Here is a 559-nt window from a genome sequence, read left to right on the forward strand (position 1 = left end):
GACCGATTTACCAAGGTAACGAAGGAACAATCGGTAATGGCGTGGTGATCCCGAGCGCGTTTTACAAAGTCATTCTTGATCCAAGCTTTGATGAAGCCATTGCGTTCATTGTCCCGCATCGTGATGTTTCAAGCTCTGAGTTAGCCAACTTTATTACCACCATTGACGAAGTTGAACGTCAAACTGGATTAGACTTTTTTGCTCAAACGCCAGATAGCATCGAAGACAACATGGAATCAGTAAAATGGGAAGAGATGTGGCCAACCAACCAGTAATTGAGTGACTGTCGCGATTCCTAAACCGCAATAAAAAAGCGCCTGAAGTAGGCGCCTTTTTGATAATGTTCAACCACATAGAAACGATAACTTAGTGCGGAGAGATATTAGATAGACACTGAATGTGAATCGTGATCTCTTCACGGTCATGATACAGATGCTTCGCTTGCAGCTTGAATTTCACCTTGTTCTCAATCAAGAACATTTTTAGATTTTCAAGATCTTGCAGTACTTCATCGTAACGACCTTTCATTGGCAATTTCAGGTTAAAGATGGCTTCTTTC

1 protein-coding gene and 1 pseudogene are annotated in these 559 nt (G+C 41.7%); one reads left to right on the forward strand and one right to left on the reverse strand.

Annotation, left to right across the window (positions count from 1 at the left end; translation table 11 throughout):
- On the forward strand, positions 1-275 hold a 275-nt coding region (locus R8O10_RS26820; RefSeq protein ID WP_318192176.1), incomplete at its 5' end, for a DNA/RNA non-specific endonuclease.
- 91 nt (positions 276-366) lie between these two features.
- On the opposite strand, the pseudogene R8O10_RS26825 reads toward R8O10_RS26820, so the two are convergent.
- Positions 367-559: pseudogene (locus R8O10_RS26825) on the reverse strand (23S rRNA (cytidine(2498)-2'-O)-methyltransferase RlmM); the annotation flags it as partial.

Source organism: Vibrio sp. 1727 (assembly GCF_033344415.1).
Taxonomy (GTDB): Bacteria; Pseudomonadota; Gammaproteobacteria; order Enterobacterales; family Vibrionaceae; genus Vibrio; species Vibrio alginolyticus.